The sequence below is a fragment of the Streptococcus sp. DAT741 genome, assembly GCF_009866825.1.
In the GTDB taxonomy this organism is placed as follows: Bacteria; Bacillota; Bacilli; order Lactobacillales; family Streptococcaceae; genus Streptococcus; species Streptococcus ruminantium.
Map to the genome: position 1 here is coordinate 1,037,549 of NZ_CP019557.1, position 22,941 is coordinate 1,060,489.

Below are 22,941 nucleotides of genomic sequence, written 5' to 3' on the forward strand. Positions count from 1 at the left end.
TTCTATAAAAATAGATGCGCTGTTCAATGGTTATTTTATAGAGTTTTAATAAAACGCTTCTGCAGCTTATCTGATATATAGCCATGCTGTTCGTAGAAATGATGGGCTTGTTTGCGATGGTCGGCTGAATTCAGGCGAATAAAAGTATATCCATTTTCTTTAGCTAACTTCTCGGTAGCTTCTAACAAAGCTGAACCAATTCCTTGTCCTTGAAAATTGGGTAAAACAGCTAAACCAAGGATATTCAATCCAGTTTCAGAATAGAGACTTTCGTAAACTTGAGCATGGATGTAACCCAGCACTCCTTGGTCTGCCTCATTTTCATAAACGAGAAAGAAATGTCCCCCAGCGTTGGAACAACGTTGAAATTGCCTTTCTGTTTTTTCCAAGGAAACGTCATATCCTAAGGAAACAGCGTTAATGGCTCTTATAGCTGATAAATCTGTTTGTTTTAGTGATCGAATCATAGGCTTAGTCCTCGAATTTTATTTCAGGAATAGCTGTCTCAATTGCCTCACGACTAATAGCGCCTTGACGAAGAATACGAGCTTTCTGTCCGGATAAGTCTAAGATAGTTGAATCCATACCTGTTAGAGCTTGATCATCTTCTATTCCTGCTAACTGTTCTGGAAACTGAGTCATCAGAAAGGCGAACTTTGTGCCACTTTCTTCTCCAGAAATATTGGCAGACGGTCCAATTAAAGGGCCAGTTTCTGAAATCAAACGTAAGGTTTTTTCATGGCTAGGAATGCGAAAACCAACAGTATTTAGCCCTGAATTGACCCAAAAAGGAACGTTTTTATTTGCTTTCAATATAATCGTTAAGGGACCAGGCATAAATCTATTATACACTTTTTCTAAAAAATTGGGTGGATTTTGACTAAAATATTGTATCTCTTCTAAGCTGGAAACATTTAAGTTCATTGCCTTGTCCCTAGGACGCCGTTTTAGACGATAAACATGATTAACTGCTTCTTCGTTCAAGGCTTGAGCGAAGAGACCATAGACTGTCTCGGTGGGGAGAACAACCGCGCCTCCACTTTCAATAATAGCTCGAATAGTATCTATTGTCATCTGCTACGACCTTCCTATCCTGACCAAACTGGTCTTTGAGAACTCGGACTCGTTTTTCAGGGAAATGCAACGCTAATAAATCAGCAACAGACTGCCCTTGCTTATAGCCAATTTCAAAGTATATTTTTCCATTATCCTTCAAAAATTGTCTTGCCTGCTCTACAATTTTTCTATAAATAACTAGGCCATCTTCCTCCGCAAATAAAGCTAAATGAGGCTCTGATGCGAGTACGTTAGTACCGACCTCATCTTTATCATTTGGTGAAATATAGGGAGGATTGGAAACAATAATATCAAAATTACCCGAAACTGCTTGGAAAAGGTCTGAGTGTAGAAACTGAACAGAAACTTGATTGCTTGCTGCATTTTCTACGGCTACTTCTAAGGCATCAGACGAAATATCGACTGCAACCACTTCCCAGTCAGGTCTAGCTTTAGCAAGCGAAATTGCAATTGCACCGCTGCCTGTTCCTATATCCAAAACTCGTAAATTTGCTCTGCTATTTTCCAGCAAAATCAACTCAACCAACTCCTCAGTTTCTGGTCTGGGAATCAAAACTCGCTCATCTACAGCAAATCTGAGTCCGTGGAAATCAGATCTGCCGATGATGTACTGAGCTGGTCGGTGAAGGGCAAGCTGATGGTAAATCTGGTCAATGAGTTTGCGGTCAGTGGGAGTCACTTCCTGACGAAGCATGAAGAGAAAATCTGTAAAATCAAGATTTTTCAAGCTACGATAAGCGAAGGATAAACTTTCTGCTTCTTCACCGATGGCTACTAGCTGTTTTTCATAGTCAGCAAATAATTGCGCATAGTTCATTATTTGCTAAGTTCTTCTAGTTTTTTCGTCTGATCGTAAAGAACAAGGGCATCAACAACCTCGTCCATCTTGCCAGACAAGATGGTATCTAATTTTTGTAGAGTCAAGCCGATACGATGGTCTGTCACGCGGTTTTGTGGGAAGTTGTAGGTACGAATACGCTCAGAGCGATCTCCTGTTCCGATGGTTGACTTTCTTTCAGCATCTTGTTCATTCTGTGCGATTTGCGCAAAATGATCAGCTACACGTGCACGGATAATTTTCATAGCCTTGTCACGGTTTTTTTGTTGTGTCCGTTCTTCCTGCATTTCAACCTTGATGTTAGTTGGTAGGTGAACGATACGAACAGCTGTGGCAACCTTGTTGACGTTCTGTCCACCAGCACCAGAGGCATGGTAGATGTCAACACGAAGGTCTTTAGGATCAATATCATACTCTACTTCTTCTACTTCTGGCATGATAAGCACAGTTGCTGTCGAGGTATGAACACGCCCCTGACTCTCTGTCACGGGAACACGTTGCACACGGTGGGCACCTGATTCATATTTAAGTTTTGAGTAGACGGATTGACCAGATACCATGGCGACTACTTCTTTGATACCACCGACACCATTATATGAAGCCTCCATGACTTCAAAACGCCAACCTTGACTTTCTGCATATTTTTGATACATGGTCAGAAGATCTCCGGCAAAGAGGGCAGCCTCATCACCGCCGGCTGCTCCACGAATTTCCAAGATGATATTCTTGTCATCATTTGGGTCTTTGGGTAGAAGAAGAATTTTAAGTTTTTCCTCGTAGGTTTCTTTGTCAGCCTTGGCTTGTTTGAGTTCTTCCTTAGCCATCTCTTCCAAATCTGTGTCGCCAGAAGATTCTTTAATCATCTCCTCAGCATCCACTATATTTTGCAGAACAACCTTGTATTCACGATAAGCTGTGACTGTATCACGAGTTGCTGCTTCTTCTTTTGACAAATCCATAAAACGCTTGGTATCGCTGACCACATCCGGATCAGAAAGCAATTCTCCAAGTTCCTCATAGCGGTCTTCAACCGCCTGTAATTGATCATAAATATTCATAATAAAAGATACAAAGCCCGTAAGGAAGCGATGGAAAAATAGGGGACTGATGAAGTGCGTCTACACGCAAGGCAGTCTATCTTTTTTTCGTAGCTTTCAGGGCATGTTCGATTCCTTTCTAAGATATTAAAGGGCATAAGCGAACTGAGAAAATGAGAGGTTCTGACGAAGGATAAAACCTCCCTAGGAAAAATATCTTTTTGTACAGCTCGTAACCCGTATTCAGTTCACTCTAAGATATTAAGGGCACTAAGCGACTCAAAGGAAATTAGGAATTCGGACCTAGAAACTAAAGTTTCTGGGAAGAATTATCTATTTCCACAGAGTCGTAGCCCGTATTCAGTTCCTTTCTGTAAAATAGTTGGAATGAATTCTTCCACATAATTAACTTGTAAGACATGCTCAGTTTTTCTGTGAAGTATTCAAAATAATACATCTTGCCTGAATGGCTCATATCTCGGGTGAGAAGTAGTGCTTGCGGCAAACAGGAATATAGGTTTCATTACCACCAATCTGAATTTGTTCTCCCTCGTAGGTTGGTTTCCCATCTTGAGTCCGCAAGACCATGGTTGCCTTTTTGGAGCAATACTGACAGATTGTTTTAATCTCATCCAACTTATCGGCCAATAAAAGCAGGTATTTGGAACCTTCAAATAATTCGTTTCGAAAGTCATTTTTAAGACCGAAGGCCATGACAGGCACATCCAATTCATCTACGACACGTGCGAGAGCATAAACATGATGACGTCGGAGAAATTGAGCTTCATCAATCAAGACGCAATAGGGACGTGTTTCCATTTTTTTGATAAAACCAAAAATATCCATTTCATCATCAATCGCTACTGCTTCTCTACGCATACCGATCCGACTGGAGACAACACCAAAGGCATCACGAGTATCCAAGGCTGATGTCATAATGACAACAGGCTTTCCTTGTTCTTCATAATTGTGTGCAACTTTCAAAATCTCGATGGTTTTACCAGAGTTCATTGTGCCGTATTTATAATATAATTGTGCCACTTTTTCTCATCCAATCTTAAATTTCACTCCTTCCATTCTATCACAAAATATGCTTTAAGGGAAACATAAAAACAAGCTCCAAAGAGCTTGCTAAAAATCAGGGCCATGTTAATAAATTCCCGATAATATCGAAAACAATTCGTGCAAATTTTGGTCTCCACTTATAAAGCATAACCAGGCCATAAATCATACTGTATAGGAAAAAAGTGATAAAAACCGGTCCTTCCCACGTACTCTGGGCAAAAACTGTTGCAGCCAAATATAAAGCCAGACAACCTAATAAAAACGACAAAATCATACGATTTCTGTGATTCATTGCTATCGACCTCCTATCTTAGATCAGAATACCATTTTTTGTAAACGCTGTCAAATAAGGGCTATGTGCTTATCGCTCGCAACCAATTCCATCACCGTCACGATCCAAATGCGGTCCATAGCCTGGTTGCCCTCTATAAACTGGAGCTGCTCCAGCTTGTCTAGCTGCCTTACAATTTGGATAATACACATTTTGTGAAGTATTTCCAGCAAATTGCTGGATTTGATTTTGCACTCTTACTTTAGTCTGCCTCTTAGCTTCGGCAACGATTCTTGCTTCTTCATCCTTAAGTGCCTTTTCAGCAATGGCTTTTTCTGCATTCCAATATTTAATAACTACTTGGCTATCTTTTTTAATAACTTTATCATTGATGTCACTGAAGACCTTACCATCAATTTCAACAGCAATGACTTGTCCATTCTTAGAAATTTCATTAGTATCTGTAGCTACTTCTGTTACTTGTGGGAAGCCACCGTCTATAAATAATTTTTTGGTATCTGCGATTTTGGTTGTTGAAATAGTGGTTGGTAATTCTGCGAAACTAGAAAAATCAGAATAAGCAATCACAATCGGAGTCTCTTTTTTTATAACAATTTCTTGCTTAGTGCGTAGCCTAAGTTCTACACCACCCAAGGTTATCTTTTGAATTTTCTCATGATTAGACTTATCTTTATCTGCAACAGCTTCCCATTTAATATCAGTAAAACCTGCTACTTTTATATGTTTTTCAAGTTCTGATTTACTTTCAGCATCAATTACATTTTCTGGCACCCTGATATTATCCTGACTAACATCAAAATAAGTCAACTTGACTGGCAAACTGGCAGAGTAAAAATATCCTGTTTGATACAGATGATTACCAATTTGAAGAGTGTCTACCCTATCTTTCTTATCTTCATTGCCTTTCTCTATCAGTAGAATAGGAATCATATCAATCTGCTTAAAGCCTAATTTACTTAGTTCTTTTTCAACATCTGCAATTTTACTAGAAGGCGAAAATTTCACCTCAACAGTATCTTCCTTAGGAGCATGATAGGAGATGACAATAGGAGCATTTTTTCTAACCCAGCCTTCCTTCCACTTCTCTCCGTCAACAGAGACAACTTCAACAGGATTATTTTCACCAATTTTTCCAAATTCTAAATCATTGATCTCCTTCCCCTGTATATTCTCGAAACCTGCTTCTTGAAAATGCTTTACAACTGTTGCATATTGTTGACCATAAAGTTTCTCTTTTTTAGGGAGTTCAGCAGTCGTTAATTGACCTGTAATAAAAATAATAGCTAATGTAACGCCCGCTATAATACCTGTTTTTCGATTAAAAAATTTACGCGATTTTTTCAAAAAAACGCTAGTAACTTTTTGAATAATTTTTCCAGTAAACATAATTCTCCTCCTTAATTCCATACACTGTTATTATAACAAAATATAATAGGTAATTGCAATGGTTTATAAGAATATCCTTGGAAAACAGTAGAAACTATGATACAATAAACAAAAAAATACTGGAGGACTGTCATGCCATTTGTACGAATCGATCTGTTTGAAGGACGCACCCAAGAGCAAAAAATAGCTCTTGCACGTGAGATAACAGAGGTTGTGTCTCGCAATACTAATGCACCTAAGGAAGCCATTCATGTCTTTATCAATGATATGCCAGAAGGGACTTACTATCCACAGGGGGAAATGAAGCATAAATAAAAATACTCTCGCAATTCACATTTGCGGGAGTATTTTTATCTTGTACTTTATTTCGTATTCAGCGATAACGTGATTACTTTTTCTCATCGTCATCCATGCTGAGAACGCTGAGAAAGGCTTCCTGTGGAACTTCTACAGATCCTATTGCTTTCATGCGTTTTTTACCAGCTTTCTGCTTCTCAAGGAGTTTTCGTTTCCGTGAAACATCGCCACCGTAACATTTTGCCAAAACGTTCTTACGAAGAGCCTTGATGTCACTACGGGCCACAATTTTATGACCGATAGCTGCCTGAATAGGAACCTCAAACTGTTGACGGGGGATAATTTTTTTGAGTTTATCTACAATGATTTTTCCACGCTCGTAGGCAAATTCCTTATGGACAATAAAGCTGAGAGCATCCACCTTATCTCCATTGAGGAGAATGTCCATCTTAACCAACTTGGAAGTGCGGTATTCAGAAATCTCATAGTCAAAGCTGGCGTAACCACGCGTTGAAGACTTGAGTTTGTCAAAGAAGTCAAAGACGATCTCAGCGAGCGGAATTTGATAGATAACATTGACTCGATTGTCGTCAATATAATCCATTGTTACAAAATCTCCGCGCTTGCGCTGGGCCAATTCCATGACCGCTCCAACGTACTCTTGGGGAACCATAATTTGTGCCTTAACATAAGGTTCCTCAATGGTTGCAATCTTGGTAGGATCTGGAAATTCTGAAGGATTGGCAACTTCAAGCATCTCACCATCTGTCATATTGACATGATAAACTACAGATGGGGCAGTCATAATCAAGTCAATATTAAACTCACGCTCGATCCGTTCTTGGATGACATCCATATGTAGGAGTCCCAAGAATCCACAGCGGAAACCAAAGCCTAAGGCTTGTGAAGTTTCTGGCTCGAACTGTAAACTAGCATCATTGAGTTGGAGCTTTTCTAAAGCTTCACGTAAATCGTTGTATTTGTTAGAGTCAATTGGGTAGATACCAGCAAAGACCATCGGATTCATCTGCTTGTAGCCTGACAAGGGCTCTGCTGCTGGATATTCTGCCAAAGTTACTGTATCACCGACACGGGTATCAGCAACAGTCTTGATAGAAGCTGCAATATAGCCCACATCACCAGTTGCTAAAAACTCACGTCCGATAGCTTTTGGTGTAAAAATACCTACTTCTGTGACATCAAAGGTTTTACCATTACTCATCATTTGGATGGTATCACCTGGTTTAACCACACCATTGACAATCCGAACTTGCAAGATGACCCCGCGATAAGGATCATAAACAGAATCAAAAATCAAAGCCTGTAATGGAGCCTCTACATCACCAGTTGGTGCAGGAACTTTCTCTACAATTTGCTCTAAGATTTCTTCAATACCGATACCAGCCTTAGCAGAAGTCAATACTGCTTCTGAAGCATCCAAGCCAATCACATCTTCAATTTCCTGACGGACACGTTCAGGATCCGCTGCTGGTAGGTCAATCTTATTGATAATAGGCAAGATTTCCAAATCATTATCCAAAGCTAAATAAACATTGGCAAGTGTCTGGGCTTCAATTCCCTGTGCCGCATCTACGACCAAAATAGCACCTTCACAAGCTGCTAGAGAGCGAGACACTTCGTAGGTGAAGTCAACATGTCCTGGTGTGTCAATTAGGTGAAAAATATAGGTCTCACCATCTTTAGCCTGATAATTGAGTTCAATAGCATTAAGCTTAATGGTAATACCGCGCTCACGCTCTAGATCCATGCTATCCAGTAATTGAGCCTGCATTTCACGGCTAGAAACTGTCTCTGTCTTTTCCAAAATGCGGTCTGCTAAAGTTGATTTACCGTGATCAATATGAGCAATAATAGAGAAGTTCCGAATCTTCTCTTGACGTTTTTTTAAATCTTCTAAATTCATTATCCATCCTCTACAAGGGTACTGCTCTTTATTATATCAGATTTAGCAAGAACTTTCCATAGCAAAAGCACCCAGATAACCTAGGTGCCTGCTCTGTTATTCTCTCAACCAGCATCTCTAAGTTTCGGATTCAACATTTATGAGAGAATGAAACCCGTAATTTAGCTCTTGGGGGCTATTCGTCTTTTGATGATGACGAATAAATCTCTGCTAGATATTATCCAAGATAGCCTCCCATGCTTGGTCGTAACCATGGCGAGTCTCAGAAGAGAAGACGACAAACTGGTCATTCTTATCAAAATCTAATTTCTTTTTAATAATGGATTCATGTTTATTCCATTTGCCACGAGGGATTTTATCCGCCTTTGTTGCAACGATGATAACAGGAATTTCATAGTATTTTAAGAAATCATACATTTGTACATCGTCTGCAGATGGCTCATGTCGCATATCTACTAAACTGACGACGACCCGTAAATTATTGCGGCTAGTCAAGTATTCTTCAATCATTTTTCCCCACTTGGCACGCTCAGTTTTTGAGACTTTGGCATAACCGTAGCCAGGAACGTCAACAAAGCGGATTTTGTCATCAATATTGTAAAAGTTTAATTGCTGAGTCTTCCCTGGTTTTCCCGAAGTACGAGCAAGATTTTTTCTCCCTAGTAAGGTGTTGATAAAAGAAGATTTTCCGACATTCGAACGACCTGCTAGAGCAATCTCTGGAATATCATCAGCAGGATATTGGGATTTTGAAACTGCACTAAGCAAAATTTCGGCATTATGTGTATTGATTTCCATTTTTTACCTTTCATAAGCAAGGGAGGGAAATCTCCCCCCTCGCTCCTCCTAGTTTTTCCTTAAGCAGTTTCTAGTAGTGGCTTTTCCTTGCCATTTACTGCAGCTTTGGTTACTCGAACACGCTTAACCTCATCTTGACCCGGCACTTCAAACATGACATCCAGCATTGTTTCCTCAATAATGGAGCGAAGACCACGAGCACCTGTTTTACGCTCAATTGCTTTTTTAGCAATTTCCTCCAAGGCATCCTCGTCAAATTCTAATTCCACATCATCGTACGAAAGGAGCGTTTGGTATTGCTTCACCAGAGCATTTTTAGGTTCAGTCAGAATGCGAATCAAATCCTCTGTTGTCAGTTGATCCAGAGCTGCAAAAACTGGTAAACGACCAATCAATTCTGGAATGATACCAAATTTTTGAATATCATCAGCGATAATATGTTGCATGTAGGATTCTTTTTCATCAATGGCACGATTATTCTGACCAAATCCAATAATTTTTTCGCCGAGACGTTGTTTAACAATTTCCTCAATACCATCAAAAGCACCACCTACGATGAAGAGGATGTTCTTGGTGTCTACATGGATCATCTCTTGGTTTGGATGTTTACGTCCTCCCTGTGGTGGTACGCTAGCAACTGTCCCCTCGATAATTTTTAGGAGAGCCTGCTGAACACCTTCACCGGATACATCCCGCGTAATGGACACATTTTCACCTTTTTTGGCAATTTTATCAATTTCATCCACATAGATAATTCCTCTTTCTGCACGGTCAATATTGAAATCTGCCGCCTGCAAGAGTTTGAGAAGGATATTTTCTACATCCTCACCAACATAACCTGCTTCTGTCAAGGCTGTGGCATCTGCAATCGCAAATGGCACATTCAAACTTTTAGCGAGAGTCTGTGCTAAGAAGGTTTTACCAGATCCAGTTGGTCCAATCATGAGGATATTTGATTTTTGTAAATCAACATCATTATCATCACGACTGTCTTGAAAATTGATTCGTTTATAGTGGTTATAAACCGCCACTGCCAGCGCACGTTTCGCCCGGTCTTGTCCGATGACATAGTTGTTTAGGATATTTAATAATTCCTGTGGTTTTGGCGTATCAGCCAAGTCTGTTAGAACTTCTTCTGCCAATTCCTCACGAATGATTTCTTGTGCTAATTCGACACATTCATTACAGATAAATACATTGTTTCCGGCAATAATTTTTTTGACTTCTTCTTGATTTTTTCCACAAAATGAGCAGTAAATAAGCTCATGTGTATGCTTAACAGCCATATACTTCCTCTTTCATACCTCATTATCTAAATAAAAATCCATAAATAGCGTGAATGCTATTGACCAGATTGGTAAAAGCGTTCAATAAAAATAGAATCGCTAAACCAAAACGTTTCTTTCTAAAAGCCTGAACAGCACAAAGAACGCAGATTCCGCATAGAAACGCTGTAAATAGACCAAATAAACTTCTCTCCATGCCTTACTTTTCTCTTCTTTCGTAGGTTTTGATTGTGAAATCAAACAGATTGACTTGATCTTTTTGTCGTAGGTGACTACTTTTAAGCTTAAAGTTAGCGAGTGAGAAACTATCTGGGAAAAAGACATCACCATCAAATTGCCCATGAATATTTGTCACAATCAACTCCTCTATGTATGGTTCAAAAACAGTAAAAATCTGACTTCCACCGATGACAAATAGATTCTTATCTTGCTCTTCATACCAATCAAGTACTTCTTCAACACTATGTACCACAGTAACGCATTCATTTTCTACATGATAAGACGGGTCTGTAGTCAGTACGAGTGATATACGATTGGGAAGGGCACGTTTGCCCATACCATCAAATGTTACTCGTCCCATGACCATAGCATGACCACTTGTAGTCTCTTTAAAGTGGGCTAAATCAGCAGGCAGGAACCAAGGCAACTTATCTCCTTGTCCAATCAATCCATTTTCATCTTGAGCCCAAATCGCAACAATCTTTTTCGTCATTATCCTCTCACTTTCCGTTTTACCATTCTATCAAAAAATCATAAAAAATGCACTTGCCAAGTCGACTTCATGCACTGATGACCTCACAAAACAAGGAAGTGAACAACGAAGGTTAGAGATAAGCAGTGCGCAGTTCACATCAATAGATTGGGGAGCAGCTATATGAAATTACCAGATAACCCAACAGTTGATATTATCTAGAAAATATAATATAAAAACGAAATCAATCGGAAATGATAGAAAAATCTTTCTAAATTATCCGATTGACCCGTTACATCAAATCTTAGTCACTTCAATAGTCAGTGAAGTGATTAGTGAGGATTGGAGGTAAAAATTAGCAATAATTCCTTTACCGCTTAAATTGTCCTGAGATTGTAGATAAAAAGAATAGCGTTCTTTACTACCATCTGATTAAATCGCTAAATCGAATTTTAGTTGCGGTTTAACCGGATGATAGTTCACTAATTCGAAATCTTCTGGCTTAATATCAAAGAAATTGGTACCATCAGGTACATTCAATATCAAATGTGGCTCTACTTCTGCCGATGTTCTACGAAGCAATTCTTCTGCTTGTTCAAATTGGTTATCGTAGATATGGAGATTGTTGATGAAGTAGAAAAACTTTCCAATTTTCCAGCCAAAATGTTTGGCAATCATCATCTGCAAAGCAACATACTGCATAGCATTGATATGATGAGCCACCAACATGTCATTTGAACGCTGTGTTAATGTTGCATCCAAGTAAATATCCCCATCTACTCGGCGAACATCAAACATAGTTTGAAAGGCACACGGCAAGAGACCTTCTGATTGTTCAAAAGCCTCATAATCCCAAAGTGAAATCACATTGCGGCGGTTCCAAGGATTTTCTTCTAACTGTTTGAGAATTTTGGAAATAATACTATGTTTTTTGACAATGGCTCCGTAGCGCTCACCAATGGTACCTGTTCCCTTGACCTCCCAGTCATTCCAATAGCTAACACCATACTTGTCCTGCAAGATGGATAAATCATTGGTCTGATCCTGATAGATCCAAAAAATCTCCTTGATGGCTGATTTTATAGGGATAGGACGCAAGGTGGTAATAGGAAATTCCCCCTTAGAAAGATCGTACTCAGCGAAACTTCCAGTTACGTACCTAGAGTTGGCAACATTTCCATCTTTATAACGAGGACGAGCATTTTCTGAAAAAACGCCCTCTTCCATAATCTTACGAATATTGTCTTTGAAAATCTTATCTGCTTTTGTCATGATTTTAGTATAGCATGTTCCAACCAAAAACTCCAGTTTGCACTGGAGTTTTCAATTATAAAGTAGCAGGTAGAAGTCCAGCTTAAATAAACCAGATGAAGCAATAGCTAGGTCCAAAAATGGAATGATAATGAAATGCAAATTTGCAACGCCAAACCATTGGTCAGTTGGTAAAAAAAGCAAAACTAAGAAAAGAACTGCAATGCTATACAAAACCATATTCAGTCTTTTTAATACAGTCATATTCATAAGTTGCTCCTTCTAGGGACCAAAGATAAGATACCCTAGACCGAAGATTAAGGGGAAAGAAATAATCAGAAATATACTGATTAAGCCTGTCCAAAGTTTCTTATAGTAGATAGACAATATAAGAATCAGAGTGCCAAGCAGGGGAAGAATCAACATAGTCGCTACAGACCCCCAGCTTGATGGAAAGAACCAATCACGGATCCAATAATCCACGAAAAATGTAGACAATAAAACCAACAAACCAAGTATAGTCAGATAATCAATTATTTTGGATATATTTAGCTGTTTCATAAACCAATACTCCTTTTCTTCACTATCAGAGTACGCTTTCTAGCTGTAACTTTCAATATATTTATATAAAATACATGTGACAGCGGATTAGAAAAAAGCAGAGTTCTCCTCTGCTTTCAACGATTATTTCAATACTAGTGATGCTGCACCAAGTACACCTGCATCATTACCACGTGTCGCCAATACAATCTGCGTACTTTCTTTAATTTGCGGGAAGCTGTTTTCAGCAAAGACCCTGCGAACACCATCCAACAAAAAATCACCTGCCGCAGACACACCACCGCCTAATACGATGTAAGCTGGATTGAGAACTGCTGCAATATTGGCACACGCTACGCCAAGATATTCGGAGAAATGACGGTAGACAATCAGAGCCAAACCATCCTTTTCTTTGGCCAAGTCAAAAACATCCTTAGCAGTTACTTCCTGACCATCATCAATCATTTGTTTTAGCTTGGCATCTCCAGCATATTCTTCTGCATAACGACGGGTTAGATTGACAATACCTGTTGCTGATGCAACGGTTTCCAAACAGCCTTTTTTACCACAAGTACAGGCAAATGGGTTCTCAAAATCAACAGTGATATGTCCGAGTTCACCGCCAGCTCCCTTAACACCACGAATCAAATTACCAGCAGCAATAACTCCACCACCAACACCAGTTCCAAGGGTCATGAAGACAACGTTTGGATTATTATTTCCTGCACCAACCCATTGCTCACCAAGTGCAGCCACATTAGCATCGTTATCAATAAAGAAAGGCAAACCTAGTTCTGCTTCAAACTGCTTCTTGACTAACTGCAATGTTTTCCAGTTAAGATTATAAGCACCGATTACCGTACCCGCTTCACTGTCAACTACTCCTGGTGATCCCATACCAACGCCTAAAAAATCATCTTTGGTCAAGCCATGGGTTTCAAAACGATGTTTGATACTCGTAATAATATTAGGAACGATATGGCTTCCCTCATCCAAAATGTCTGTTTTAATAGACCATTTTTCTTGAATCTCACCTTCAGTTGTTAAAATTGCTAGCTTAACAGATGTTCCGCCAAGGTCAATACCAATAATTTTTTTAGACATATCTTTTTTCACCTCAAATCAGTTTTCTTTATTATACCACAATGAAAAGGTTTGCGTAAAGCCCTTTCAATCGTTTGTTAGTCTTTTAGGGCTAGCTCTAAAAGTTCGTCAGATAGAGCGAACGCAGTTCGTTTTTAAAAAGGTGCAGGATACATCAGACAAGTTTATAACGAAACTAAAAAGCTTGATGGATGCTCCTATCCTATCTAAATAGATAGAGCAAGATTAAAAATTGAATGTGCAAAATAAATCGGCCAACACTAAATAGCATAATGATTGTGAAATTGCTACCTTCTTTAGTTCCATTGTAGAGAAATAGGGTTGAAATAAAAGTAAAACCAAGCGCAAATCCCAGCATTTGCCAGTCCTGATAAGAATGAGCATAAAAGGATGTGCTTATCGCTAATAAAGCTAAAGATAGCACGGTCAATAGCAAACGTAGAATCGTCATTTTTTTAGTCTTGAAATAACTAAAAATCGCAGCCATCAAGGTCACCAACAAATAAATGATCATATAGGATATGACAAGAATCTTCATCCTAGCCCTCCAATTCACTCAAATACTCGAAGCGATCGTATTTTTCTAGCAGTTGATCATTTTGGGCATCCAGCTCCTTTTGCAAGTCAGATAATTTTGTAAAATCACTACCACAGGTCAACATCTCTGCCTCGATAGCTTCAATCTTCTCTTCCAACGCTGCAATTTCATCCTCAATACTTGCCCACTCCTGCTTCTCAAAATAGGACATCCGCTTCTTATCTGTCTTAATTCTCTCTGTTTTTTCCTTTGCTTTTTCTTTGGAAATTGCAGAGCTAGCAGTTAGAAAGGCCTTCTCATCAAGATAGTCGGTGTAGTTACCGAAAAAGACTTGAATGTCATCCTTCTCAAAAGCAAGAATCTTGGTTGCTACCTTATCCAAAAAATAGCGGTCATGACTGACAGTAATAACCGGTCCCGCAAATCCTTGCAAGAAATGCTCTAATACCGTCAATGTTGCTATATCAAGGTCATTTGTTGGCTCATCTAGCAAGAGTACATTCGGCTTTTCCAAGAGAATTTTCAGCAAGTAGAGGCGTTTTTTCTCCCCACCGGATAATTTTTCAATCAAGGTACCATGGGTATTTCGAGGAAAGAGAAATTGCTCCAAAAGTTCTGCGATAGAAACTATGCCAGAGCTAGTCTTGGTCTCTTCCGCCACCTCTTGCAAAAAATTGATAACCCGCTTGCTTTCGTCCAACCCTCTAATAATTTGTGAAAAATAGCCGATGCGGACAGTCTCGCCAATATTCACTTTTCCACTATCGACTTGCAGCTCTCCTGCTATCAAGTTGAGCAGAGTCGATTTTCCCTTACCGTTATCCCCTACAATACCAATCCGATCCTTGTTCTGAATAAGCAGGTTAAAGTCAGATAAAATAGACTTATTCGGATAGGAAAAATAGACATCTTCAAAATGAATGACCTTTTTACCAATGCGCGAAGTTTCAAAGTTAATTTCTAAATTATTATCGTCAATTTTATGAGCAAGTTCACCCTTTAAATCCTGAAAACGATTGATTCGAGCCTGTTGCTTAGTAGCACGAGCTTGTGGTTGACGGCGCATCCAAGCAAGCTCTTGCTTGTAAAGTTGTTCTTTTTTGTGACGAAGTGCCGCATCACGCTCATCTTGCTCAGCTTTCAAGCGTACATAATCTTGATAATTTCCCTGATACTCGGTCAAGCTAGCACGATCTAGTTCAAAAATACGTGTCGCTACATTATCCAAGAAATAGCGATCATGGGTAATGAATAGAACGGACTTTTTTGTATTTTTCAAAAAAATCGTCAGCCACTCAATCGTTTCAATATCCAAATGGTTGGTCGGCTCATCCAGAAGTAAGAGATCTGAATCACCTAAGAGGACTTGGGCCAACTGAACCCTTCTACGCAAACCACCAGATAGCTCTGCCACTATTTGGTTACTATCTGTTAGCCCCAGTTTCGATAGAACCGTTTTCACCTGACTTTCAATTTCCCAAGCATTGAGGGCATCCATTTCTGACATAATTTTTTCCAAATGCTTTTGGCTAGCTTCATCGTAATTTGTCAAGAGCCGTTCATATTCGCGGATAAGCCGTATTTCTTGTAAATCAGATGATAAAACAGTATCAAGTACCGTCCTACCTTCATCAAAGTCAGGATCCTGAGTTAAATAGGCAATCTTGTAGGAATTTTTACTATAAAAAGGAGAAATATCACCATCAAACCCTATACGACCGGCCAGAACATCTAAGAGAGTTGTCTTCCCTGTACCGTTAACGCCGATAATTCCGATTCGATCACCCGGATGAACAATGAAAGAAAGGTCAGAAAAAACTGTCTTATCACCAACTGATTTGGTAAGATGTTCAACAATAAAATCACTCATTCTCTAAAATCCTTTTCACAAATGCCATAATTGCTGCTGTTTCATTAGGCAAATCCCCTTCAACAATCTGATACTCAACTTGTTTGAGTACTTTTCCAAGCAGAGGTCCTGGTTTTAAGTTGCATTCACTCATGATATGCCCACCATTAACCACTATTTCTTGCCTATCATAAATAGCCAGTTCACGATGTATTCTGTCAATTTTGTCAAAATCTGTGCTCAACCCTTGAGCATGACGTAATTCTTCAGCCAAACACAATAAGTCTTTTCCATACAGGAAACAGATTTGCTTGGTGATAGATCCTGTTTGACGAAGTTGATAAATCTCAACCAATTTGACAACCTTGCGCTGGAAATCGTTACTGGTTTTCCATTTTTTTAGGAAGGAATGGGTATTTTTTAACTCCAGACAGATAACAAGCATAGCCCAAGCTTGTTCAGAACTTGAAAAGTTAAAGCTTTCCTCTATGCTAGCTAACAATTTTTCCAAGTTTTCTCCCTTTCCTGCTAGGTCAGGTAGATGATTATAAGCCTTAGAATCAATCATAGCGCGTAGGCCTTTTCGCCAAAAATTTGCCACTAAAAGTTTGTCAAACTCAATAAAACTACGTTCCACGGAAATTTTTTCCAGTAGGGGAGCAGTCTCTATCATAGCTGTAAACGTTGAAGGCTCTATCTCAAAGTTTAAGGTGGCCGCAAAACGAAAACCACGCATGATACGCAGAGCATCCTCATTAAAGCGCTCAGTTGGAATACCAACTGCTCTTAAAACTCGATTTTTTAAATCGTCTAAACCATTAAACAAATCCACAACGGTCGCTGACTCATTAAGTGCAAAGGCGTTGACTGTAAAGTCACGACGTTTAAGGTCTTCTTCCAAAGAACGCACAAAAGAAACCTGACTAGGACGTCGAAAGTCAACATACTCCTCTTCAGTCCGAAAGGTTGTAATCTCATATTCTTTCCCTGCCTCAAGCACCAAAATGGTTCCGTGCTCAATCCCCACATCAATCGTTCGTGGAAAGATTTGCTTGGTTTCTTGAGGGTAGCTGGATGTAGCAATATCTACATCATGAATGGGTCTGCCAAGAATGGCATCTCGAACAGAACCACCGACAAAGTAGGCTTCAAAACCAGCAGATTTAATTTTCTCTAAAATCGGTAAAGCCTCCTGAAATTCAGAAGGCAAATTGTTTAATTTCATAATAATTGTTCCAAACCATAAACGAGTTGTGAGCGATTAACGACCTCTTTGATACCGAGATTGACACCGCTCATAAAGGAAATACGATCATAGGAGTCATGACGAATCGTCAACCCTTCACCTTGAGCACCAAAGATAACCTCTTGGTGGGCAACAAGTCCCGGCAAACGCACCGAGTGAATACGGAAACCATCAAACTCTGCCCCCCGAGAACCTGCAATCAATTCTTCTTCATCTGCTACACCTTGAATATGTGATTGCCGCACCTGAGAAATTAACTCTGCTGTTTTTATAGCAGTTCCACTCGGTGCATCTTTTTTCTTGTCATGATGTAACTCAATAATCTCAAGATTTGGGAAATACTTGGCAGCCTGTGCTGCAAATTGCATAAGAAGAATGGCACCGATTGCAAAATTCGGAGCAATTAGCCCCCCCAATCCCTTTTCTATGGAGAGGGCTATCAATTCCTTGATTTCTTCAGGTGTAAAGCCTGTCGTTCCCACTACAGGTGCAAAGCCATTCTCCAGTGCAAAACGAGTATTTTCATAGGCAAATTTCGGTGTGGTAAAATCCACCCAAACATCTGCATCAAGAGTGGTCACTTCTTCTTTTGTATTGAAAACAGGCACACCATCCAACTCTGTTTCAGATGCAAATGGGTCTATCAAAGCTGCCACAGCCAGTTCTGGATCGCTTTTTACCATATCCAAAGCTGTAGAACCCATTTTCCCTTTAAAACCAGCGATAATTACCTTGATTGTCATGCAAACTCCTATTCAATAATGGGAGAAATACCAAACGCCACTGCTCCTTCTCCAAGATGGGTTCCAATGACCGAACCAAATGAAACGATTGGCAAATCGCTGCCTATCCCTGCTTCTGCTAATTGTTGCTTAAAACGAATCGCTTTTTCAGGTGCATTGGCGTGAATAATGGCAATTTGGTACTGTCCTTCTTTGGTCTTCTCTTGAAGAATCTCTAAAAGCCGTCTGATGGCTTTTTTCTCTGTACGTACTTTCTCATAAACCTCAATTTTCCCTTCGCCTGTAAAGTAGAGAATCGGTTTTATACTGAGAAGATTTCCTAGCAGAGCTGCTCCATTTGATAGACGTCCACCTTTTACTAAATGATTCAGATCATCAACCATGATAAAAGCTGTAGTTTTTCCTATCTCTTGGTCTAATTTTTCTATAATCTCTTCAAAATCAAGACCTGTTTCAGCCCACTTGAGAACATTTTCCACCATCATTCCTAAAGGAGCAGAGGTAATTTTCGTATCAGGAAAGGCAACAGTTAAGCCGTCAATCTCATCTGCTAAATACTGGATATTTTGATAAAAACCTGAGATTCCAGATGACAAAAACAAACCTAGAACGTGCGTAAAGCCTTTTCCTTTCAGACTAGTTAGAATTTCTTCTAACTCTAATAAGCTTGGCTGACTGGTTTTGGGCAACTCTTTAGAAGAGGCCATTTTCTGATAAAATTCCTCAACTGTCAAGTTCTGCCCTTCAATATAATTCTCCCCATCTATGCTAACCGGGATACTCAAGACAAAGAGATTCTCTCTTTCCATACTTTTTGTATCCAAAACTGCTGATGAGTCAGTAATAACTGCTAACTTCATACTAAAACTCCAAATTTACTCCCGGGGCATCAAATGCAATTTCTGTAACGTCATACGTCATTCGCTTCAATATATCCAAAAGTGGCTCGACCAAAATGCGCTTGTCTTCGTCAGTAAACTCCGTTGGTTCTTCTACCAAGCGATGAGGTAAGTGAACTGCTTGACTCATGGCACCAGAAATAACAAAATGTTCCAATACAATCATGAAGCGTAAAATGGTCACCATAGATGTTCTATTTTCGGAACGATTTTGCTCAATCAATTGAAAGTCAACTTTCAATTTCGTTTCTGGTACACCGTTTTCTTTCTCCCATGCATGGTTTCGAGCGTCAAAATGATACTGGTTAACAAATTCTTTATCGCGAATGATTTCCATTTCAATTTCTCCTAATAACAATAGTACTCACATTATATCATAATTCGCTTGAGAATTGCGAAAAAACCTTGCTAGCCGCAAGGTTTTTCAGTGATTACTTAGATTGGCGAAGTGCTCCATAAAGGATACCTGAAACAACTGCACCAATTACTACATAAGCAATGTAAAGAAGTGGATTTGAAGTAAGGGCGATAACGAAAATACCACCGTGTGGAGCCATCAATTGAATACCTGACAGACCAACTAAGGCACCAGCAAGCGCAGAACCGGCGATAAAGCTTGGAATTGCACGAGCAGGGTCGGCAGCACCGAATGGAATGGCTCCTTCTGTAATGAATGAAAGTCCCATAACGATATTTGTCAAACCAGAGTTACGCTCTTCTTGAGTAAATTTATTCTTGTAAAGAAGGGTTGCTACGAAAACTGCCAATGGAGGAACCATACCGCCTGCCATTACCGCAGCCATCGCAACAGATCCACCATTAGAAACAGTCGCAGCAAGTGTACCAGTCCCAAAAACATAAGCTGCCTTATTAACTGGACCTCCCATATCAACTGCCATCATACCGCCGAGAACCAGTCCGAGTAGAATTGCCGAGCTACCTTCAAGACCACCAAGAAAATTATTCATGCCTGTATTGATAGCGGCCATTGGGATATTTACGAAAAACATCAAGAAACCAGTGATGGCTGTTCCCAAAAGTGGCAAAAGCAAAATTGCGTTCAGACCTTGCAACGATTTTGGAAGGTTACGTAACAGATTACGAAGTCCAAGAATGACACCACCAGCGATAAATCCACCGACTAAAGCGCCTAGGAAACCAGAAGACACACCAGCAAGAGCAAGTGTTGCTTCTCCACCGGCTGCATAAGGAATCTTACCGAATGCTAGACCACTGCTAGCTATAGACCCTGCTACAAAACCAGCTACCAACCCCGGTTTCTCAGCGATTGAGTAGGCAATATATCCAGCTAGAAGTGGCAACATGAAACCGAATGCTGCACTACCAATCTTCATAAACATGGCAGCAATTTCATTGTAAGACCCAAGGCTGCTTAGGCTATCACTTGGGACACCAAGTAGATTATCAAATAGAAAGGCCAAAGCAATCAAGATACCGCCACCAATTACGAATGGCAACATCTGAGATACCCCGCTCATCAAATGTTTATAGAAGGCTTTACCAAGGCTAAGTTTTTCTGTTGATTCCATTGTTTCTGTCCCTTCTTTGGCTGTATAGGTTGAGACATTTCCGCCTAAGACAAGATTGATGAGTTCTTCGGGTTGCTTGATACCAGCCGCAACTGGACGAGATAGCACTGGTTTGCCATTAAACCGTGGCATATCAACCGCCTTATCTGCTGCGATGATAACACCGACCGCTTTCCGAATATCCTCGGCAGTTAATCTATTGCCGATACCTGATGCTCCATTCGTTTCAACCTTAATATCCACACCCATTTCTGCCGCCTGCTTTTTAAGAGATTCCTCTGCCATATAGGTATGAGCAATGCCCGTTGTACAAGCAGTTACAGCTACGATGAATGGACGATCGCCACTTGCATTTAGTTCAACAGCTACCTTCTCAGCTTCTTCTGCTTCTGCCGCATCAAAGACTGCTAGAACATCTTCTGGAGATGAAACTTTGCGAAGTTGATCAGCAAAACCAGGTTTCATCAAGTATTTTGATATTTCTGCAAGAGCTGCTAAGTGGGTATCGTTAGCTCCTTCTGGAGCGGCAATCATAAAGAACAGATCAGTTGGTTGGCCATCAAGACTGGCATAATCCACACCCTTGTTTGACTTAGCAAAGAGAACGGTTGCTTCCTTAACGGCTGCATTCTTAGCATGTGGCATTGCAATACCATCTCCCAGACCAGTTGTTGTCTGTGCTTCACGATTTAAGATGCCTGTTTTGAAAGTCTCAAAATCTGTCACAACCCCTCTATCAACCAGACTAGTAATCATTTCATCAATGACCGCTTCTTTTGCTGTAGATTGCAAATCAAGAAGCATAACTTCTTTTCTTAAAACATCTTGAATTTTCATAGTTTTTCTACCTCAACTTTTTCATAAGTTTCCTTGATAAATGCAATGCTTGCCAAATCATCTGAAAAGGCAGTTGCTGTACCACATGCAACCCCCCACTTGAGGGCTTCAATTGGATCTTGCGAGCGAACGTATTCCCCTGTAAATCCTGCCACCATAGAATCACCGGCTCCAACAGAATTTTTTACGATTCCTTTGATTGGGCTAGCAAAGTAGGTTGCATCTGGAGTGACCAAAAGAGCACCGTCTCCTGCCATAGAAATAATGACATTTTGAGCTCCCATCTCTAAAATTTTCTTAGCGTAGTTTTCAATGTCTTCAATACTATTCAGCTCAACATTAAAAATAGCTTCTAGTTCATGATTATTCGGCTTGACCAACAAAGGCTGGTACGCCAAGGAGTCTAAGAGAGTTTGACCTTCAAAATCACAAACAACCTGCGCACCTGTTTGCTTGGCTACAGGAATCAATTTGTTATAAACTTCATTCCCTAGATTGGCTGGTGCAGATCCTGCAAAGACAACGGTATCTTCTTTTGTTAATCCTGCAAAAATCATCTCGAGCTCTGCTAATTGCAATTCAGTGACAATTGGTCCCAGACCATTGATTTCTGTTTCCTGATCTGCTTTTATTTTCACGTTAATGCGTGTATCTTGATCAACCTGTACAAAATCCGTATCAATACCTTCTGCAACCAATCCATCCTTGATAAATTGGCCGGTAAATCCACCGAGGAAACCAGTTGCTGTATTTGGATAACCTAAACGCTTCAAAATGCGGCTAACATTGATTCCCTTACCGCCGGTATACTTATCATCGCTTTCCATCCGATTGACGCTCCCCGTCTCGACATGGTCCAAACGAACGATGTAGTCAATAGCTGGATTGAGCGTAACTGTATAAATCATACCTCAATAACCCTCGTTTTCTCTTTTATAATGTCCAACAAACTGCTTTCCGAAGATTGACAGATAATATTGGCTTTTTCGATAGCTGCAACTTTTACAAAGGAAAATTGACCAATCTTTGAAGCATCCGCTAGAATATAGCTTTCTTTTGCATTTTCTAAAACAGTACGCTTAATGGTCGCTTCTTCAATGTCTGGAGTAGTCAGGTAATGTTTATCAATACCATTCATTCCCAAAAATGCTTTGTCAAAGTTAAGTTGCCGAATCTGTTCTAGTGCTACTGCACCGATAGAAGCGTCTGTTGACTGTTTGACAAATCCACCAATGATAATGGTTTTTATCTTGCGATCAACTAGCTTGACTGCGTGGTGGACAGAGTTTGTCACGACTGTTAGATTTTCTTTTTGGAGATAGTCAATCAATACACCGGTAGTTGTTCCTGCGTCTAAAAAAATCACATCTCCATCTGCAATTTGTTTTGCTGCTCTTTCAGCAATCTCTCGTTTTTCCTGAACGTTTTTGACAGATTTTTCAAGAATAGACTCTTCAAGCTGCAAGTTTGCTGGTGCTTGAGCTCCACCATGTATGCGACGAAGCTTTCCTTCGTTTTCTAATTCATCCAAATCTCTACGGACCGTGGACTCAGAGGTCTTAAGAATCTCGACCAACTCTTCTAAACGGACGAATTGTTGTGTCTGTATACGCTCCAATATCGCTTGTTTTCGTTCTGATTTGAGTATGTCCAACACCTCCTGCAATCGTTTACAAAATCTATTATACACGAA

24 protein-coding genes are annotated in these 22,941 nt (G+C 39.9%); 1 reads left to right on the forward strand and 23 read right to left on the reverse strand.

What is annotated here, in order from left to right; translation table 11 throughout:
• Positions 1 to 35 precede the first annotated feature (35 nt).
• The 6 genes from BZG42_RS05020 to BZG42_RS05045 form a co-directional block, all read right to left on the reverse strand.
• Complete coding sequence (locus BZG42_RS05020) at positions 36 to 467, reverse strand: GNAT family N-acetyltransferase (protein ID WP_120171713.1); 432 nt, start codon at positions 465 to 467, stop codon at positions 36 to 38.
• 4 nt (positions 468 to 471) lie between these two features.
• A complete protein-coding gene (locus tag BZG42_RS05025) occupies positions 472 to 1,074 on the reverse strand; it encodes an L-threonylcarbamoyladenylate synthase (RefSeq protein WP_165436940.1) in 603 nt (200 codons plus the stop codon).
• A complete protein-coding gene (gene prmC / locus BZG42_RS05030) occupies positions 1,043 to 1,894 on the reverse strand; it encodes a peptide chain release factor N(5)-glutamine methyltransferase (protein WP_120171714.1) in 852 nt (283 codons plus the stop codon). The genes BZG42_RS05025 and prmC overlap by 32 nt, the downstream gene beginning before the upstream one ends.
• Positions 1,894 to 2,973 (reverse strand): peptide chain release factor 1, encoded by a 1,080-nt coding sequence (prfA, locus tag BZG42_RS05035; RefSeq protein WP_120171715.1) that lies wholly within the window; start codon positions 2,971 to 2,973, stop codon positions 1,894 to 1,896. The genes prmC and prfA overlap by 1 nt, the downstream gene beginning before the upstream one ends.
• A gap of 450 nt (positions 2,974 to 3,423) precedes the next feature.
• Positions 3,424 to 3,993: a thymidine kinase gene (locus BZG42_RS05040; RefSeq protein WP_024532718.1), complete on the reverse strand. Its 570-nt coding sequence runs from the start codon at positions 3,991 to 3,993 to the stop codon at positions 3,424 to 3,426.
• Between the two features lie 385 nt (positions 3,994 to 4,378).
• Complete coding sequence (locus tag BZG42_RS05045) at positions 4,379 to 5,695, reverse strand: excalibur calcium-binding domain-containing protein (RefSeq protein ID WP_155996407.1); 1,317 nt, start codon at positions 5,693 to 5,695, stop codon at positions 4,379 to 4,381.
• Between the two features lie 132 nt (positions 5,696 to 5,827).
• On the opposite strand from BZG42_RS05045, the gene BZG42_RS05050 reads away from it, so the two are divergent.
• Entirely contained in the window at positions 5,828 to 6,010 is a 183-nt protein-coding gene (locus BZG42_RS05050; RefSeq protein WP_120171717.1) for a 4-oxalocrotonate tautomerase, read from the forward strand.
• A 73-nt stretch (positions 6,011 to 6,083) separates the two neighbouring features.
• Here BZG42_RS05050 and lepA read toward each other — a convergent pair whose 3' ends face one another.
• The 17 genes from lepA to BZG42_RS05140 all read right to left on the reverse strand — a co-directional run bounded on the left by lepA (position 6,084) and on the right by BZG42_RS05140 (position 22,902).
• Positions 6,084 to 7,916, reverse strand: coding sequence for a translation elongation factor 4 (gene lepA, locus BZG42_RS05055; protein ID WP_024532033.1), 1,833 nt, complete (start codon positions 7,914 to 7,916; stop codon positions 6,084 to 6,086).
• 210 nt (positions 7,917 to 8,126) lie between these two features.
• Positions 8,127 to 8,714 (reverse strand): ribosome biogenesis GTP-binding protein YihA/YsxC, encoded by a 588-nt coding sequence (gene yihA, locus BZG42_RS05060; protein ID WP_155972984.1) that lies wholly within the window; start codon positions 8,712 to 8,714, stop codon positions 8,127 to 8,129.
• A 59-nt stretch (positions 8,715 to 8,773) separates the two neighbouring features.
• On the reverse strand, positions 8,774 to 10,000 hold the full coding sequence (gene clpX / locus BZG42_RS05065; RefSeq protein WP_024532031.1) for an ATP-dependent Clp protease ATP-binding subunit ClpX: 1,227 nt from the start codon (positions 9,998 to 10,000) through the stop codon (positions 8,774 to 8,776).
• Positions 10,001 to 10,199: 199 nt separating this feature from the next.
• Positions 10,200 to 10,712 (reverse strand): dihydrofolate reductase, encoded by a 513-nt coding sequence (locus tag BZG42_RS05075; RefSeq protein WP_120171718.1) that lies wholly within the window; start codon positions 10,710 to 10,712, stop codon positions 10,200 to 10,202.
• Positions 10,713 to 11,123: 411 nt separating this feature from the next.
• Positions 11,124 to 11,963 (reverse strand): thymidylate synthase, encoded by an 840-nt coding sequence (locus BZG42_RS05080; protein ID WP_024532029.1) that lies wholly within the window; start codon positions 11,961 to 11,963, stop codon positions 11,124 to 11,126.
• A gap of 51 nt (positions 11,964 to 12,014) precedes the next feature.
• The gene (locus BZG42_RS05085; RefSeq protein ID WP_120171719.1) at positions 12,015 to 12,212 is read right to left on the reverse strand and encodes a hypothetical protein; all 198 of its coding nucleotides are present in this window, start codon (positions 12,210 to 12,212) and stop codon (positions 12,015 to 12,017) included.
• 12 nt (positions 12,213 to 12,224) lie between these two features.
• Positions 12,225 to 12,503, reverse strand: a complete 279-nt coding sequence (locus BZG42_RS05090) for a hypothetical protein (protein WP_024532027.1) — start codon at positions 12,501 to 12,503, stop codon at positions 12,225 to 12,227.
• A 123-nt stretch (positions 12,504 to 12,626) separates the two neighbouring features.
• Positions 12,627 to 13,586, reverse strand: coding sequence for an ROK family glucokinase (locus BZG42_RS05095; protein ID WP_120171720.1), 960 nt, complete (start codon positions 13,584 to 13,586; stop codon positions 12,627 to 12,629).
• Between the two features lie 202 nt (positions 13,587 to 13,788).
• Complete coding sequence (locus BZG42_RS05100; RefSeq protein WP_155996405.1) at positions 13,789 to 14,124, reverse strand: hypothetical protein; 336 nt, start codon at positions 14,122 to 14,124, stop codon at positions 13,789 to 13,791.
• Between the two features lies 1 nt (position 14,125).
• Entirely contained in the window at positions 14,126 to 15,994 is a 1,869-nt protein-coding gene (locus tag BZG42_RS05105; RefSeq protein WP_155996403.1) for an ABC-F family ATP-binding cassette domain-containing protein, read from the reverse strand.
• A complete protein-coding gene (locus BZG42_RS05110) occupies positions 15,987 to 17,198 on the reverse strand; it encodes a CCA tRNA nucleotidyltransferase (RefSeq protein WP_155996401.1) in 1,212 nt (403 codons plus the stop codon). The genes BZG42_RS05105 and BZG42_RS05110 overlap by 8 nt, the downstream gene beginning before the upstream one ends.
• Positions 17,195 to 17,962 (reverse strand): 4-hydroxy-tetrahydrodipicolinate reductase, encoded by a 768-nt coding sequence (dapB, locus tag BZG42_RS05115; protein WP_155964147.1) that lies wholly within the window; start codon positions 17,960 to 17,962, stop codon positions 17,195 to 17,197. Before dapB ends, BZG42_RS05110 begins: the two co-directional genes overlap by 4 nt.
• A gap of 8 nt (positions 17,963 to 17,970) precedes the next feature.
• Positions 17,971 to 18,822 carry a DegV family protein gene (locus tag BZG42_RS05120; RefSeq protein WP_120171724.1) on the reverse strand — a complete coding sequence of 284 codons (852 nt, stop codon included), beginning with the start codon at positions 18,820 to 18,822 and terminating at the stop codon, positions 17,971 to 17,973.
• A gap of 1 nt (position 18,823) precedes the next feature.
• Positions 18,824 to 19,198, reverse strand: coding sequence for a DUF1149 family protein (locus BZG42_RS05125; RefSeq protein WP_024532020.1), 375 nt, complete (start codon positions 19,196 to 19,198; stop codon positions 18,824 to 18,826).
• Between the two features lie 94 nt (positions 19,199 to 19,292).
• Positions 19,293 to 21,248, reverse strand: coding sequence for a PTS fructose transporter subunit IIABC (locus BZG42_RS05130; RefSeq protein ID WP_155965573.1), 1,956 nt, complete (start codon positions 21,246 to 21,248; stop codon positions 19,293 to 19,295).
• Positions 21,245 to 22,156 (reverse strand): 1-phosphofructokinase, encoded by a 912-nt coding sequence (pfkB, locus tag BZG42_RS05135; protein WP_155996399.1) that lies wholly within the window; start codon positions 22,154 to 22,156, stop codon positions 21,245 to 21,247. The genes BZG42_RS05130 and pfkB overlap by 4 nt, the downstream gene beginning before the upstream one ends.
• Positions 22,153 to 22,902: a DeoR/GlpR family DNA-binding transcription regulator gene (locus tag BZG42_RS05140; RefSeq protein WP_155964143.1), complete on the reverse strand. Its 750-nt coding sequence runs from the start codon at positions 22,900 to 22,902 to the stop codon at positions 22,153 to 22,155. The genes pfkB and BZG42_RS05140 overlap by 4 nt, the downstream gene beginning before the upstream one ends.
• Positions 22,903 to 22,941 lie beyond the last annotated feature (39 nt).